Consider the following 13,235-nt stretch of genomic DNA (forward strand, 5'->3'; position numbering starts at 1 on the left):
GAGAGCTCGGTCGAACTCAGGGACGTCCTGTAGACCGGATCATCTGGCGTCATCGGTCGAGCACCTCGATATCGGGATCCGCATCGGCTGGACCAGCGACCGCTTTCGCACGTTCGAGTTCGCGACGCTTTCGCTGGCTTGACGATCGAGGGCGGCTGCCCGACGACAGCGGTCGGTTCTACCCTTATCGACGACATCGTCGTCATCGATTGTGAAACACTTGCCCCGGTGGTCAATCTGCTCGAGCATCAGAATTAATCCTCCTGAGCTGCGTCTCGAGCGTCCGTCTGCAGGTGGTCGTATTGGACCTCACAGCTGTCCGAACAGAATCGGCCAGCGTACCATGGTTGATCGCGGGCAAGTCTCGTATAGGTTGGTAGTTGACACTCGCTACAGTCGGTCATCTGGCGATACCTCGATTCAGAAAACGAGTCGTCCCACTGGCTAGTGACGCTGTTACTCCATCAATTCTATTCATGGATTGCTGCGGTGGACTCCGTTCGAGCCCCGCACCCCTTCTGGGGGTGATAAACTGTCTCAAGAGACGACTCAATCACTCACAGCTAGTGATCGAATGTGCCGTCCGGGGTAGGAACCAGCCCCATGTGGATCTCGAGGCCGACACGCCGAAGGTGCTTACAGCCGTCATCTGGCTGACATTGCTCGAAATCCGGACAGCTACCCATCTCTCCCTCGATGTCGACGTTGTAGGTGTTTCCGCTCTCACTAATAACCTCGTAGAGGGAACCCACCGAGGCGAAGCTGACGTCCATATTCTCGCTCAGCGTGCGGCAGGTTCGCGGCTCGTCGATTGAGAAGCCACCGGCCTCGAGTGGAGCCGGTGGTGTCTCGCACTGATCGTTGAACACACCACGGCGATTTCGCTCCTGGCCACAGTTTCGACAGCGCAAGTATCGTGTCCGGTATTCGAAGCCGTCAGTAAGATTAATTTCGTATGGTGTTGGTTCCTTACCTGGTGGCCACTCATCGATCGCGATCAGTTCATGTCCGTTCAGTCGAGTGATGTAGCCGGAATACCTCTGCTCTCGGTCACCGGTCTCTCTATAGTCGCGATGCTGCTCGCGATGGATCGGTTGATCTGTACTCATAGGTACTCTTGAGGCACACATTGTCGCGCCTCACCCGTCAGGCACGAAAAAACAGCTTTCAGGTACTCGGTGGTGGAGCTATTTTCTGTATGGGGATCTCAATTCCAGTTTGTTCGAAGTAGCATCCCGAAACCGTTCAATATCTCACGGAAACGGTCCTGTCCCCTGCTGAGGGATATTCTTAACAGGACGATAGCAAAGATTGGAAGCACGAAGTCGCGATGGACGATCTCTCTGGTCCACGGCCACCGCTTCCGGAGTGGATAGTGGATTCGTACGATATCTTTTGTACTCACAGTTATAACTCGGCTGATCCAATCTAGCTTATTCTGCTGATATTGGCCGTTCCAGAGAGTAGAGATAGGAATCATAGACTTATAAATATCTAAATGTTATACAGAATCTGCGCGCTGCAGAAGTCCACAAGTTCCGCGTTCGGATTTCTACAAACCACTAGGTCCCATACCATTAGCGGGGGAAATTTGCCAGCTGGATCAGCGCGTCAGTAGAAACAGACACAAATCGGATATTACAACCTTAGCTAACGAGTGTAGATCCACATTGGAAAACTAGACTCCCACGATAACTTATGGGACTTGAGCACCTACAATTCCGTGTAGACAGGTGACGATCAATGGCAAAACCATTCGGCTACGAGCGCGGTTTGATAAAGTACATCATCAAAACACCATTGACCCTGATAGGGTTCATCTCGATGTATCTCTTCGGCGGTGGAATCCTCTCCCTAGTGAGTAGTCTCTCCCACCTATTCACGGAACGGAGTGTCTTCAAAGCAATTGTCGTCTACTTCTTCTCAGAATACCTTCCACCAACCTCGATCGAGGAAATACTACTCCAAACGGTCGTGGGATCAGTCGCTGCAGGACTTACGTGGTACTGGAAAACCGCCCTCTAACTTCTTCGCTCTTCCGAAGCAGATTGTTGGTTGGGTAGAGCTGACGCTGTGAAAACGTAGCGGGCAAGGGTGACGCGGCAGCGTCACCCGAATGCAATGTTCCCATTTGAATTGCTGAGCTCGGAGGCGAGCGCCGCGAACCTGCTGGAGCAGGTTCGCTGGCGTGAGGGCCTCCAGTGCCCGCGCTGCCGGTCTGAGTCAGTGATCAAACACGGCAGCTATCAGGAGTATCAGCGATATCTCTGTAAGGATTGCGACCGCACGTTTAACGACAAGACCGGCACGATCTTCGCGCACGCGAAGATCGGCCTCGACAAGCTCTTGTTCGCGTTCTACTCGTTCCTCCGGTTCAACACGAGTATCCGCCAGTTAGACGCTGAAATCGACGTTTCGTATCGCTCGCTTCACCGGCGCGTCGAGCAGTTCGCCAGAACACTCGACGCGCCAGCCATCTCCCTCGTTGGCCCGGTCGAGATTGACGAGTTCTACGTCTCTGCCGGGAAGAAAGGCCGCGAGCGCGACCGAGAGTCGCGCTCGCGTGCCCTCTCGAAACGTGGACGAGGAACGTATGAGGGAGACAAACCGCCAGTGTTCACGCTCGTTGATCGCGGCAGCGGTCAGCGATACGTCGTCCCGGCGAAATCCGCCGACGAAGCGACCGTGCGACTCCTTCTCGGCAACCGCGAGAAGGAGTCGCTGACTGTCTATACTGACGGATTTCGGGCCTACGATCCACTCGACGATGACGAGAGCTTCCACCGAGAATCAGTAATTCACGGTGACGGCGAGTACGTTGATGGAGACGCGCACGTGAACACGTGCGAGAGCCACGCGTCGCTGGCGCGACGGTGGCTCTCGCCACATCGAGGCGTCTCAAAGGACAAACTCACAGCGTATCTCAGACCGTTCCAGCTTCGGCGACGAATCCTCCGCAAACCGGGTCGAGAAGCACTCAAACAGATTGTCCGAGAAGTTCTTTGACTCACCAACAATGTACTTCATAAGAGCGAACTTCTTTTATTGTCTTCTGGAGGTAGTCCTGGGCAGTATCGCTGGCGGTTTGTGCCAATTGCTCTTCGACCGGGATTGGTTCGTGCTCAAATTTACCGTTCAAGAGACTCTCTTCTATGAGAGTCTGGTTTAGTTCTTTCACGTACCAAAACTCGCAGTCAGGGCATTGGAACGTTTGCTCAACGTCAATCGAGTGTCCCGCCCATCTTTCTACGATGAGTTCACCTTCATAAAACACTGGTCCCCGAAGGATGGTTGCATCAGAAAATGGGTCTTTGGTGTCGTAGTCTCGTTTGCAATCCTACCGGCTATGAGTGAACCGAAAGCCAGCTGGATCTATGCCCTTACTGGGACGGTAGAAAACACTCGATTACAATACTTCACGATATCAAGATCGTCCTACCAAGACGAAATTGATGATCTCCTCCTATCTTGAGTCCCATCGATCACCTCACGCAGAGAGGGCATCTCGCTTGGCCGCCCAGTCGTATTCGTTGAGTGCTGCTCGAACCACTGAGAGACGATCTGTGATTTGTTCCCATTCACTAGCTACTTCTCGTCGCTGGTCGATCTCGTTTGTCTCCTCGAGTTCAGCGATGCTAGCTCGTAGTTCGCTTGATGTTTCGACGTTGTATGTCTCCTTCCAGTCTATGATCTGGGTTTGTATTGATTCGAGCGCGGAGGTGAGTTCTTCGCGATCGTGTTCACGCTGGAGGGAGACGACTTCTCGGTATGTTGCCATCAACTGATCGATGCAGTAGAGGGTCTGATCCCCTTGCTCGATTTTCCGGAGTACATTATCCTCGACGAGTTGGTCGAGATACTTCTGGGCAGTCTTCACAGAGACTTCTGTCTCTTCGGCCACCCATGACGCAGTACGGGGCTTTCTGAGTGTACGTGCGGCTGTGCGAACCCGTTCCCCACGTGTTCTCGAGGGGTGGTCGCGACGGCGATTTTCTGTGGTGTCGTTGTCCATACTCTTGCCTCTGGGCTACTGAAATATATGCCCAGTGTCTTGGATAATGCTGCTTGTTCGAGTTTGCAAGTATCGAAACACGAGGAACATAATTTGGTTTTTGAGATGAATATATTTATGTGTATCAGAATACTATGTCTATAGCTAATGTCCTCTGTAGTAGCAGTTAGTTCCCTCTCTGGGTATAGTGGGTTGTCTTTTATCCCTAAGTCTGTGTGTATCAGAACACTCAGTACATCTGGAAGGTTTAAACTACCTGTGATTTCTGTAACACGATATTTTATATATGAGCCATACACATTGAGTGGTGTAACGGTGATCCGAACCAATCAAAACGCGCGGTACACGCAAAACACGGCTACTTCAGTGTGGTTCGGATTGCTTTCAACTTCTAGTCAGCTTCGAAAACAATGCCAGTAGATATTCAGGGGCTACCAGGTGTAGTCACGGCGCTGCAGAAGGGTGGTGTTACAAAAACGTCTCTCGGTCTCAATGTCGCTGAGAGAATCGCGGCTCAAGACAACGAGGTTGTAATGATCGATCTTGATCATGATTGCCACCTCACGAGCTTGCTGCTCGATGAGGAGACTGAACAGGGGGTGCTCAACGATGATGATGCCCACATTGGGAAGGCAATGTTTGGCGATGTCAATCCGGAGGACCTACTTATTGAGACCGATTTCGGCATCCATCTGCTACCGAGTACGAACCTGATGGGTGAAGTTGTCGATCGGATGAAAAACACGACGTATGGCGTGAACAAGCTCCGCCATGAGGTCGTTGTGCCCCTACACGAGCAGGGCTATGACTACTTCTTAATCGATCCTCCGGGTGGAGAGGGCCAAATGCTCGATGCTGCATTTGCGGCTGTTCAGCGCACGATCATCCCAATCACGCCGGAAGCAGGTACGGTCAATGGCCTTGCCCGTCTCCTCGAGCGAACCGTTCAGCCGTTACGAAACGAGTTCCCTGTAGACATTGTGGCGATTACGCCGAATCGGATGCAAGAAACGATCAGTCGGGATAGCAGCGAACAGCAGATCGCGAGAGACCTGAACGAATCTTTCCGGGATTATCTTCCAGAGTACGCAAAAGTGGACCTAGAGGTCTTCGAGACGATCGACAAGCCCGGCGAACGATTGATGGAGATTCCAAAACCGGGGCTTCGCAAGCGCAAATCGATCAATGACGCCTTCAAGAATGGTCAACCTGTAGCCCAGTACGATCCCGAGTGCGACCAGATTGAGCACTTCGATACGCTTGCAAGCATGGTGATTGAGTCTTGTAAGGCCGAACAAGAGCAGGGCGAGGTGGCCGTACATGGGTGAACGAAACCTTTCAGGCCTCGGCGAAAGCCTTGCGAACCCCGATCATGAGGAACCGGAAGAAGAGGAAGAACAGTTGTCAGACAACAGCTCGCCTCCTGAACAGGAGGTGGAAACTGAGGCGACCGACTCTAACACCCAGTCGGCTACAGCAGAATCTGGAGTGGATAATGAAAAGGTGGACGATTCCTCGTCTTCGCCTGAGAAGCAGACTGCCGGTGCATCTCGATGTCAGGAGATCACTCGTGGCGGTACTCAGTGCGACCACGAGGCACAGGTGGGAAGCAACTATTGTAAGAAGCACCAGCCGGACAAATTCGGCAACCGGCCAAGAGACTTCCAGCGGAAGCAGTGGAATTTGCTCCCTGAAGTGATCAAGGGTCTATTTGAAGATAGTGTTACGGCTGACTCACTCTACATTGATGTGCAGAAGGAACTGAATATGAACTTTCAGAAGAAGACGGTGGAGAACAAGATGGGCGAGTTCCTTCTTGAGCATCGAGATGAGTTTATCGAGTTCATGAAACGGGAGTACGGAGCTCAAGAGTAGTATCTGAACAGACCTTTCTTGCTGATTAATCTCGGTGGCTCTGTTGAAATCCTCAGAGGTTAGAGTCTCTCTCAGTAGTCTGACCGGATGCAAGCCTTCCCAAAGTCGCGGTCACTCCGGTTTGTTGAGCAGGTATTTCACTTGGCTCGTCAAGCTGTCGCTCGCTACTCATCGGAATTCCCGAAACGGCGGTACACGTTTAATCAACATATCGTCCTCCTCTGTCTCAAGGTTCGAAAGAATGCGACGTACCGGACGCTTCTTGACGAACTTATCGAGATGTCTCGAATTCGGAGCGCTCTCGGTTTTGAGGAAATCCCCGTCTCCTTCGACGTTGTGTAAGGCGTTCAACCGCCTTGACATGGCTGTTTGGCGGGTTCTTATCATTCTCTCAGTCGCGCTTCTCCGACCAACGGTGTCGTCGGGTCGATGCCTCCAGCTTTGACCGCAGTCACGCCTCGAAGCAAAACACGAAACGAATGAAGCTGACGATTCAGCAGTTGAAAGTTACACTTCTTGTGGACACGAGAGTGAACGCAATCATCAACTTACACATGACGACGACACGAAAAAACGACTCATAGATCGCACCGTCGCTCATCAAGCGGAATCCCGAGGAAGTAGCGATTCTCCTCGGTGACAGGGGATACGACGACCAGAAGATTCGCGCGTTAGCCCATGAAGATGGTGTTCGTCCGGTCATCAAGCATCGAGAATTTTCGCCGCTCCATAAGGCGTGGAACTCCCGGTTGGACGCCGACCTCTACAGGCAACGTAGTCAGAACGAGACGGTAAACTCTCGTATTAAACGGAAATATGGCGCATTCGTCCGCTCACGACGTTGGTGGGAGCAGTTTCGTGAACTCGTTGTCGGCTGTCCTACTCACAACACCGACAAGGTACTCTGAACGTTAGATATAGGCTAAGGAGTTACCGCTGTCAGCATCCGCGAGCGAAGCGAGCGGTTCACCGCCGAAGCGGACGAAGTCCGCAGAGGCGGCCTTTTTAGCGTAGATTTTTGCGCCGAGAGGTGAGCGAGCGCAGCGAGCGAACCCGAGGCGCAAAAAGGTACTTGCGCAATTCTAACTAACGGCTGTTTCAGCGGAAAAGGTACCGAACTAATAGAATTTCAACAGAACCGTCACCTCGTAAATCACAATATCTCAACGCGAGAATCCGCATTCTCGGAAACGTACTGTGCTTTCAGATGCAACAAAATACAAGGCGTCTCGTCATACCCCTTCAGGGCGAGGAGGATGTCAGGCTCGCCGATCGCCGGTTCGAGAGAGAAGTATCGCCAGGACGGCACCCATCGTGGGGAACACTGCGAGCGCGATAAACGTCATTCCGACAGTGACGACCGAGAGGAGGTAGCCGGCGATAGCTGCACCAGCGGCACCGACGCCAAAGACCCCGAGGTAGGTATAACCGTACGAGAGACCGCGATCACCGGGTGGACTGTACTCGGCGATCGTCGCTTGGTACATCGGCTGTAACGAGAACAGCAGGAATCCGAGCAATGCGCTGATGATGAGCAGTGGTGCGGCGCCAGCTTGGGCCGCTGGAACGAATAGAACTGTGACGACAGCGAGTGAGATGAAGATGATGGCGAGTCCGGTTTCGGTACGAATTCGGTCGGTCAACTTGCCGCCGACGTACTGTCCGCCCATCCCGATCATCAACAATCCGGCGTAGAGGTAGGATGCGGGATTAAACTCCTTAGCCATTGGACTGTCCGGATCAAATAGTTGAAGTTGTTCGGCGATGTCCGGTACGAAGTTACTCAAGACGTCCGGCAGAAAGGTCAGTGTCCCCCGATAGAAGAGGCCGTTCATCATAACAACGACGATTGCGATGCTGAATCCGAGCGTAAATAACGATCGACTGTCAGTGACGAACTTCGACAGCGACATCGGCTTGTTGTCCGTAGATTTACCGCCGTTAACTTCCGTCTGTACGGCGGCCGTTTCGTCGAAGCTGGCCGACATCGCGTAGAGGAGAGCAAGGGCGGCCGGGACAACTAACAGGGCGGTGACGTAGCGCCAGTCAAAGAACAACAGCAAAATCGCTGTTAGCAGCGGTCCGAACGCGATACCGAAGTTGCCGGCTATTCCGTGATAGGCGAAACCAGTGCCGCGCTGTTCGACGCCAGTCGAGAGTAGGGACAGACCCGCCGGATGGTAGACGCTTGCTGCCATCCCCCAGACACAAATGGCAATTGTGATCGTGACGATACCTTGAGCTACACTCAATAGGAGGAACGATCCGCCCATGCCAGCGAGACAGACCAGAACCAGTTCTCGTGACCCGAACTTGTCGACGAGCACCCCAGCCGGGAGAGCACCGATACCGAACAACCCGTACCCGATGGCGACGGCTGTCCCGAGAATCGCCGTACTCAGACCGAAGTCAGAGAGCCAGATGACCATCAAGATCGGAATCGAGAGCTCATATGTGTGGACAACAGCATGCGATATCATCACGAATCGCGTGATAGATTTGTCATTGTCGTTCAGTCTACTCGACTGCTCTGTACTCATATATGTTCCTCAGACTGGTATCCACCGGGATAACGGTTACTAAGTCAAAGCACAGCAGACGAATCATGGAAATCCCAATTGAACATGATCCGATTTTGTTAGTACTATTCGAATGGAATCGGGTTTATTGAATATGTTCTTCTTATTGATTTAGTGGCAAACATATACTTTGAATGGGGCTCGTACACAATGGCGAGAAGAAATTACAAGACAGCTATCAGTGGCTCGCTAGAACGGTGGCAACGACGTACGTACTTCCAGCCATCAGTGCAAAGTGCGGCGCAAACGATTTTACTGCTAATTTTTTCGAGTCAGTCATTGTCCGTGCGATTTGCCACGCGATCACCGCACTCCAGAGAATCGCGAGCCACAGCCATCCGGTGACGAAAAAGTCATTCCAAGCCGACACAATCGCGGGGTTCGCCCCCGCCGGCAGGGAAAGCGGTATTCCCAGTCCGCGCGCGAACACATTCAGTGTCTGCCCGCCCGACTCCAGTAGTCCGCCGATGGCGTGACTACCGAGCGTGAACATGATCCCCAGAGGTGCGTATGCGAGGCCGAACTTCGTGAACGATGCCGTCCAGTCGATACCACTCCAACTGCTCGCTAAGCGATTGACGGTAGTGAACGCCAGAATCGTCGCAAGAATACTCACGGCGAGGCTGCGGCCGGGGCGAGGACACCGGGAAGGTTCCCGATGACCGTCGTTTCTTCGACGGGACCGCCGAGCACGTGATCGATCGGGAAAACGGCCCAGATGATGAGCGCGACGAGTGCCTCGTCAACGAGCGGGATGCGCTCAGTGAGGACCTTGGCGCCCGGCCAGCGGAACCGTAGCTCGACATCTTCGTCGGGTTGTTCTGTCGTACATTTCATGCAGGCGGTGCACCGGCGATCGGTGCTAAGGAAGTTACTCTTGTATTCGAGCGTCGCACACTGAACGCCGGTCTCGGTGTTCTGTGCGATTTCCAGCGGCGAGAATTTCGAGGTGACGCTCATAACTCCCGTAGCGGGACAGACGTATCGACAGAACGCCTGTCGTTGATAGACGAGGCTGACGGCGACGCCAAGAACGGTAAGCCAATACACGGGGATGAGACGAGGCGAGTACGCGACGCCAACCTTGTACATCGGCCACCGCGCCATGGCGAACGAGAGGGCTGTCAGCGACAGAACGGACAGCGGTATCTCAGCACAACCCACTTCCGCGAATACATTGGAAAGTGACGTTGCAGTCCGAATCGCTGGGTAAACCGAACGATCGCTCCTATCGGACAGAAGTAGCACCAGATCCGGCCGAGAAAGACGAGGCTGAGAAGCATAACTGGAGTCCACCAAAGGCCGAAGAACGCGACGTTACCGAAGTTAGTTACCGAATCGGTCGAACCCACCGCGGCCCGATAGATCGCGTAGAAGAAAATCGCAACGGTGACCAGGTTGACTGCGTGTTGGACGTCCTTGTTCGTGAATAAGAACCGAATCACTCGGTTGTTCGTAATTGTGGTCCCTGTACCAGAGTCATGCTGGTCGAGAGCGGTCTGATTTGACCATTGCTCTTCAGTCGCCATAACCGGCTTTTGCCCTGAACAGTCGTTAATCGCTCTGGTACAGCAGTCGAAACTACAAATTATGAGTCGGTTATCGAGATACGTGATGCCGACACCGAATTGACCATCACATTCAGTTTGTTATCTGAGAATCCGAGTGATGCGAGCCTACATTCTGACCTTTGACTTTTGGATCCAACTGTTGGTGTTCGATGGAAGGACGGATTCGACTATGAGTTCGAAGGTCGCCTTCCTTCTTAATAGTCTGCAGAAGTGTAGGACAAATATGATTTTAACAGAGCCATCTCGGTGTGTTTGGAAGGTGCGGTGAGATCGGAACATCTGATACTCACAGAACATCGGAAAGATTCGCATCTTTGGATTGTTTCCGATCGTTCGGGTCTCGAATGGGTTTGGCCGTGTTCGATTTGTTTGGTACACCGGAAACACCAGATACATATAGAAGGTTTGAATCTCTTCGCTGGTCTAGCTCTTCCGCAATTTGTGAGACGGCGATAGGCCTGCATGTGTCAGATGTAGCGGGGTGATTGGATTACTTGTTCATTCCTGGGTACAGACTGTTCTAGTGGTTGTTGTAATTCTGTAACATCTGGGTGTTCTGTGTGTCGAACAGGTCACACAATTCGCTATCCGGTGGGTGACGAGATGGTTGCTTCTCGAGGGGAAGGGTTCCGAGTGTATTGATACATCTGATTCTATTGAATAGTTAGCGGTGTTCGAACCTTCTGAGTGTTTCGTGTGTATCGTTACATTCGAAATATACACGATGAAGTTGTATTTCCTGTGTTCGTAGTCTCTGGAGGTATCGGGGTTCTGGTGTGCTCGTTCTGGTTAGTAGTAGGTGCGCTATTACCCGATCGGCTATCGGCAGATACTGATCGAGATTTCTAGATTGTTTGTACTATCTAAAACTTCTGAGTGTATCGAAACATTCGGAACACATAGATATGGGATCATTTCGCGATTCCTGTGGGTAGTGGATCGGCGATTGGATACGGTCTCGAGGAATCCTTGTGTATCAATACACCCGGATCATTTGGAACATACGCTACTTCCAGAAGGGGCGCTGATCGCAACCATGATCCGTTCCTGAGAACTGGTTTGTGTGTTCTGAAACTATTGTTCCCCTCTGATGGTTCTGTTATCTTTGTACGATGGCGATCCCGGTGACAGTGAGAAACAGTGCTCTCAATTGATCATCTATACCGATAATAATAATTCGAGTTACGGCCAGGTGGGACACTCCTCCACCCGATACAACGTGCCGGGTCGTGCTATCATCGACGAATTGAACACGTTCTTCTACGAGGAGACGAACCTCAACGGTGTCCTCAATCTCGTGTCGCGCTCGAAAAAGCCAGTTCAAGAACTCGTGTGGACATCGATCGGGAACGTTCTTACCGCCATCCAGATTTGTGAAGCCATGAACGCGATGTCCTGACTCCTTGGAACTCCTGGCGGCATGAGTTCTACAAGCCGATGGGGACGCCCCACGACGCCAACCGCGGCGGGTTCATCTTCGCACCCGGGGTCGGCCTCCATGAGAACATCCACGAACTCGACTTCTGCATTCTCTACCCGAACATCATCTGCACGCGGAACGTGTCGCCCGACGTCATCCGGGGTGACTGTCACGGTGATCGCGCGGACGTCCCTGATCTCGGCTACTCAATTTGCGACGAGCGGGGTTACCTCGTCGATGTCCCCCAACGCTGATTGATGCTCGCGATGAGATTAAGGTCGACATTTATCGCAAACAGCAGTGCGACGATCTCGACCAAGACTGCCTTGATGAGCTTGAGGAGCGGTCAGCCGCACTAAAGTGAATTTTCGTCGCGTGCTTCGGGTGTCAGGGATTCAGTAATTCGAAATTCGGCCGAATCGAGTGCCACAAAGCAATCAACGCGTTCGCTCGGGAAATCCTGATGACTGCGAAACAGCGGTTGGAGATGGGTGGATAGCGTGTCGTCCACGGGGTCGTCGACTTGATCTGGGTGACGTCAGACCCGGACGTCAGTGATGACGAACGAGAATCGTTGGAGATGTTGGTCGCCGAGATCGCGGACATCGTCAATATCCTCCTCGAACATGAAAGTGAGTGCAAGTGGGTGGCGCTTGTGCCCCAGCGCGAGGGTAATGATGGCACACTGGCATAATATTACGGGAAGGTCGCGGATGAGGATGAGTTCAAGATACGTGGCATCGAAGCTCGGCAACGGTCCACGCCTAAGTTCATTGAAGGCATCCAGCGCGATTGTCTCGAGATTCTCGGTCATACGCAATTTCCGGACGGAGTTATCAGTCATTTAGAACAGGTGATTTTGGAGCTACACGCTGACAATATCTATCCCGACCGACTCGTCGAACGGAACCGTGTTTCCAAGCCGTCGAGACGTACACGCAGTACACCCAGAACGTGGCGGCACTCGAGCGTGCTTGCGACCAAGGCCTTGCTATCCATCCCGGACAGGATGTCGAGTATGTTATTATCGACGACGAGAAGTCGTCATGAGAGCGTGTCGCCCCTGCTAACGAAGAGACAGACCAATATAGTTCATCGGACTTTGAGATGGAATTGGTCCGAGCTGGCGAGAGTATTATCTCACCTTTGGGATGGAATCGGTCGCAGATTTGACGAAGGTTGACAAAGACACGAACGGCTAAGATTTCCTCATTCTGACCTGCGATTACAACAAGATACGGGTGGACCACACACCCCCCTCGTTCCGAATGAGGTTACGCCCATTATACCACTTGATTAGAGGCTGTATCTCCATTCGATGAGAAAGTTGTAGTAACGGATTCGGCGAGTATACTCACTCGACGTATGGTTTACTGCTTTAATTCGAAGGATAGAAAAGCTGTACTTCCAGTGTTAGGCGTATTCACGAATACTTCTAACTAATGCTGTATCCTACTTGAAGGACTATTAGTATGGATGAGTAATAAAGCTAGGGTTAGTGATAAATGATTAACTCTTGAAAACCTACATCATCTTGCGATTTGAAGAAAATGACTCGTCCTAGTTAGGGTGAATCTAGTAGATCGTTGGAAGATCACGTCTACACGATCAGCCTTACGGGATCTCATTCCGAATCAGGGGGGTGTGTCCCTCCACCTCTAATCTGCATCTATCCTGATTAGACTGGATTCAATATCGTCCATTAGTTCGGTAACAGCTCACTCCGAATCAGGGGTGTCTGTATAGCACTCCCGATTCTTGGCTGATGGATCAACTCA

10 protein-coding genes and 3 pseudogenes are annotated in these 13,235 nt (G+C 52.2%); 6 read left to right on the forward strand and 7 right to left on the reverse strand.

Annotated elements, in window-relative coordinates; translation table 11 throughout:
- Positions 1-49 precede the first annotated feature (49 nt).
- Positions 50-249, reverse strand: a pseudogene (locus tag AC0QDI_RS18495) (hypothetical protein).
- Positions 250-563: 314 nt separating this feature from the next.
- A complete protein-coding gene (locus tag AC0QDI_RS18500) occupies positions 564-1,109 on the reverse strand; it encodes a hypothetical protein (protein WP_226777743.1) in 546 nt (181 codons plus the stop codon).
- Between the two features lie 634 nt (positions 1,110-1,743).
- Between AC0QDI_RS18500 and AC0QDI_RS18505 the strand changes: the two genes are divergently transcribed.
- Both AC0QDI_RS18505 and AC0QDI_RS18510 read left to right on the forward strand, forming a co-directional pair.
- The gene (locus tag AC0QDI_RS18505; RefSeq protein ID WP_226777742.1) at positions 1,744-2,025 is read left to right on the forward strand and encodes a hypothetical protein; all 282 of its coding nucleotides are present in this window, start codon (positions 1,744-1,746) and stop codon (positions 2,023-2,025) included.
- Positions 2,026-2,121: 96 nt separating this feature from the next.
- Positions 2,122-3,006, forward strand: coding sequence for an IS1595 family transposase (locus AC0QDI_RS18510; RefSeq protein WP_474670804.1), 885 nt, complete (start codon positions 2,122-2,124; stop codon positions 3,004-3,006).
- A 481-nt stretch (positions 3,007-3,487) separates the two neighbouring features.
- Here AC0QDI_RS18510 and AC0QDI_RS18515 read toward each other — a convergent pair whose 3' ends face one another.
- Positions 3,488-4,012 carry a DUF7342 family protein gene (locus AC0QDI_RS18515; RefSeq protein WP_226777741.1) on the reverse strand — a complete coding sequence of 175 codons (525 nt, stop codon included), beginning with the start codon at positions 4,010-4,012 and terminating at the stop codon, positions 3,488-3,490.
- Between the two features lie 410 nt (positions 4,013-4,422).
- Between AC0QDI_RS18515 and AC0QDI_RS18520 the strand changes: the two genes are divergently transcribed.
- The 3 genes and pseudogenes from AC0QDI_RS18520 (at position 4,423) to AC0QDI_RS18530 (ending at position 6,795) form a co-directional block, all read left to right on the forward strand.
- Positions 4,423-5,340, forward strand: a complete 918-nt coding sequence (locus tag AC0QDI_RS18520; protein ID WP_226777740.1) for a ParA family protein — start codon at positions 4,423-4,425, stop codon at positions 5,338-5,340.
- The gene (locus AC0QDI_RS18525; RefSeq protein WP_226777739.1) at positions 5,333-5,887 is read left to right on the forward strand and encodes a hypothetical protein; all 555 of its coding nucleotides are present in this window, start codon (positions 5,333-5,335) and stop codon (positions 5,885-5,887) included. Before AC0QDI_RS18520 ends, AC0QDI_RS18525 begins: the two co-directional genes overlap by 8 nt.
- 87 nt (positions 5,888-5,974) lie before the next feature.
- Positions 5,975-6,795, forward strand: a pseudogene (locus tag AC0QDI_RS18530) (IS5 family transposase).
- Between the two features lie 351 nt (positions 6,796-7,146).
- Here the strand turns inward: AC0QDI_RS18530 and AC0QDI_RS18535 are convergent.
- From AC0QDI_RS18535 to AC0QDI_RS18550, 4 genes are all read right to left on the reverse strand, one after another.
- Positions 7,147-8,427: an MFS transporter gene (locus tag AC0QDI_RS18535; protein ID WP_226777738.1), complete on the reverse strand. Its 1,281-nt coding sequence runs from the start codon at positions 8,425-8,427 to the stop codon at positions 7,147-7,149.
- 217 nt (positions 8,428-8,644) lie between these two features.
- Positions 8,645-9,082 carry a hypothetical protein gene (locus AC0QDI_RS18540; RefSeq protein ID WP_474670808.1) on the reverse strand — a complete coding sequence of 146 codons (438 nt, stop codon included), beginning with the start codon at positions 9,080-9,082 and terminating at the stop codon, positions 8,645-8,647.
- The gene (locus tag AC0QDI_RS18545; protein ID WP_474670809.1) at positions 9,079-9,426 is read right to left on the reverse strand and encodes a hypothetical protein; all 348 of its coding nucleotides are present in this window, start codon (positions 9,424-9,426) and stop codon (positions 9,079-9,081) included. The genes AC0QDI_RS18540 and AC0QDI_RS18545 overlap by 4 nt, the downstream gene beginning before the upstream one ends.
- Positions 9,427-9,590: 164 nt before the next feature.
- Positions 9,591-9,995 (reverse strand): hypothetical protein, encoded by a 405-nt coding sequence (locus tag AC0QDI_RS18550; protein ID WP_474670811.1) that lies wholly within the window; start codon positions 9,993-9,995, stop codon positions 9,591-9,593.
- 1,219 nt (positions 9,996-11,214) lie between these two features.
- On the opposite strand from AC0QDI_RS18550, the pseudogene AC0QDI_RS18555 reads away from it, so the two are divergent.
- Positions 11,215-12,630 (forward strand): annotated as a pseudogene (locus AC0QDI_RS18555) (type B DNA-directed DNA polymerase); the annotation flags it as partial.
- Between the last annotated feature and the right edge of the window lie 605 nt (positions 12,631-13,235).

This window comes from Natrinema sp. LJW11, assembly GCF_056135975.1.